2 protein-coding genes and 1 pseudogene are annotated in these 2,719 nt (G+C 66.7%); all 3 read left to right on the top strand.

What is annotated here, in order from left to right; translation table 11 throughout:
* Positions 1 to 1,245: chemotaxis protein CheA (locus JCM9942_RS13565; RefSeq protein WP_054660330.1), on the top strand; the 1,245-nt coding region annotated here is incomplete at its 5' end.
* 44 nt (positions 1,246 to 1,289) lie between these two features.
* A pseudogene (locus JCM9942_RS13560) lies at positions 1,290 to 2,028 on the top strand (flagellar motor protein).
* Between the two features lie 3 nt (positions 2,029 to 2,031).
* Positions 2,032 to 2,719, top strand: a 688-nt coding sequence (gene motD, locus JCM9942_RS13555; protein WP_054660328.1) for a flagellar motor protein MotD, incomplete at its 3' end; no start/stop codon positions are given.

Here is a 2,719-nt window from a genome sequence, read left to right as displayed (position 1 = left end):
GCTGCGCCGCCAGCGCCCGCCGCAACGGCAACGCCTCCTGCCCCGGCCTCCCGGCCGGCACCGCCACCCAAAGCCACAGGCAAGGCGACCGAAGCCGAGCAGACGGTACGCGTGGACACCAAGCGGCTGGATGCCATCGTCAACCTGATCGGTGAGCTGGTACTGGCCCGCAACCGTCTCAAGACCCTGCGTACGCGATTGAAGGACGAAGAACTGGATCGTGCCGTGTCCACCCTGGATATCGCCACCGCGCGCCTGCAATCGGCAGTCATGCGCACGCGCATGCAGCCGGTCGGCAAGGTGTTCTCGCGCTTCCCCAAGGTCGCCCGTGACGTGGCCCGCTCGTTGAACAAGGAAGTGGACCTGGAGCTGATCGGCGCCGACACCGAGCTGGACCGCAATCTGGTCGAAGCCTTGGCCGATCCGCTGGTGCACCTGGTGCGCAACGCCATAGACCACGGCGTGGAAGCGCCCGACTTACGTGAAGCGCAGGGCAAACCGCGCGTGGGCCAGGTCCGCCTGACCGCGCAGCAGGAAGGCGACTACGTCTCCATCGAGATCCAGGATGACGGGGCCGGCATCGATCCCGAGCGCCTGCGCGCCAAGGCCCGCGAGAAGGGCCTGATCGATCCGGAAGCCGCCGCCCGCCTGAGCAGCGAGGAATGCCTGCACCTGGTGTTCCTGCCCGGCTTTTCGACCAAACAGCAGGTCACCGATATCTCCGGTCGCGGCGTGGGCATGGACGTGGTGCAGTCGCGCATCCGCGAACTCAGCGGCCAGATCCAGATCCAGTCCGAACTCGGTCGCGGCAGCCGCTTCCTGATCCGTGTGCCGTTGACCCTGGCAATCCTGCCGACGCTGCTGGTGCAGGCCGGTCAGGATGTCTACGCGCTGCCGCTGGCGCGCGTGATGGAAGTGCTGCACGCCCCGGCCACCGCGCTGGGCTGGTTCGACGGCCGCGCGGTACTGGACCGCAAGTCGCACACGCTGGCGCTGGTGGACCTGCGCCGCTGGCTGGACGTGACCCCGGCGGCCTCGCAGCTGCTGACCATTGTCGTGCTGCAGGTCGGCGAAGCGCGCTTCGGCCTGGTGGTGGATCAGGTGCGGGGCCGCGAAGAAGTGGTGATCAAACCCCTGCCCAAGGCGCTGCGCGGTCTGCCGGGCTACGCCGGCGCGACCCTGATCGGTGATGGCCGCATGGCACTGATCCTCGACGTCGATGGCCTGCGCAACCCGCAGGACTGACGCTTCCCGTTCAAGTAGCCCCACTCAAGGCCGATACCTTTCAAATGGACAGACTCAGCATCATCGGACTTTTTCTCGCGCTGGCCTCGCTGGTCGGCGGCAGCATCCTGAAAGGTGCCGGGCTGTCGTCGCTGTGGTCGCCGGCGGCGTTTGTGATCGTCATCGTCGGCACGGCGGCGGCGATCCTGCTGCACACCTCGCCGGCCGTCTTCAAGCACGCCTTCAAGATCGTGCGCTGGGTGGTGCGGCCGCCGGAAAGTGACCGTCAGGCATTGATCCAGCAGATCGTGGACTGGAGCAACATCGCCCGCCGCCAGGGTCTGCTCGGACTGGAACCGCAGGTGGAGCTGCAGGACGACCCGTTCGTACGCAAAGGCCTGCAACTGGTGGTCGATGGCGTGGAGCCGGAAACCATCCGCCACATCATGGAGATCGAACTGGGCAGCCAGGAACACCGTGACCTGGCCGCGACCAAGGTGTTCGAGGGCATGGGCATCTACGCCCCGACCCTGGGCATCATCGGTGCGGTGCTGGGCCTGATCGCGGTGATGAAGAACCTGGCCGATCCGAGCAAGCTTGGCCACGGCATCGCCGCGGCGTTCACCGCCACCATCTACGGCATCGCCTCGGCCAACCTGCTGTTCCTGCCCGTGGCCGCCAAGCTCAAGGGCGTGATCGCCCACAACAGCCGCGAGCACGAGATGATCATCGAAGCTGATCGCCATTGCCCAGGGCGAGAACCCGCGCAATATCGAAACCAGCCTGGCCGGCTTCGTGAACTGAGCCATGGCCCGTCGCAAACCACACGAAGAACACGGCAACCACGAGGCATGGGCGATCCCGTATGCCGACCTGATGACGCTGCTGCTCGCCTTTTTCGTGGTGATGTACGCCATTTCCTCGGTCAACGAGGGCAAATACCGGGTGATGGCCGATGCCTTGACCACCGCCTTCGGCGGCGCGCCGCGTACCGTCAGCCAGGTGCAGGTGGGCAACCAGCAGCTGCAGGGGGGCGGTTTTGACAGCCCCTCGGTGATCCGCGCCCCAAGCATGACCGGCGGCGCGATGAATGACCCTACCCGCTTGCCGGCGATGGCCTCGCAGATGCGCATGCCCGTATCGATGCGCGACCACGCGCAGCTGCAACGGGCCGAGCGCCAGCTCAATCAGATCGCCGACCAGCTCAGCGAAGCCCTGGCTCCGCTGGTCAAACAAGGTGTGATCACCGTGCGCCGCACCGAGCTGTGGATCGAGGTCGAGATCAACAGCGACATCCTGTTCGGCACCGGCTCGGCGGCACTGGACCGCGACGCCCGCCAAACCCTGGCCAAACTGGCCGAAGTGCTGCAGGCCGCGCCCAATGGCGTGCGCGTGGAGGGCCATACCGACAACCTGCCGATCGCCACCGCGCAGTTCCCGTCCAACTGGGAGCTGTCGGCCGCGCGCGCGGCCAGCGTGGTGCACCTGTTCGCCG

It is taken from the genome of Stenotrophomonas pictorum JCM 9942 (genome assembly GCF_001310775.1).
In the GTDB taxonomy this organism is placed as follows: domain Bacteria; phylum Pseudomonadota; class Gammaproteobacteria; order Xanthomonadales; family Xanthomonadaceae; genus Stenotrophomonas; species Stenotrophomonas pictorum.
This window is presented reverse-complemented; position numbering and strand designations above follow the sequence as displayed.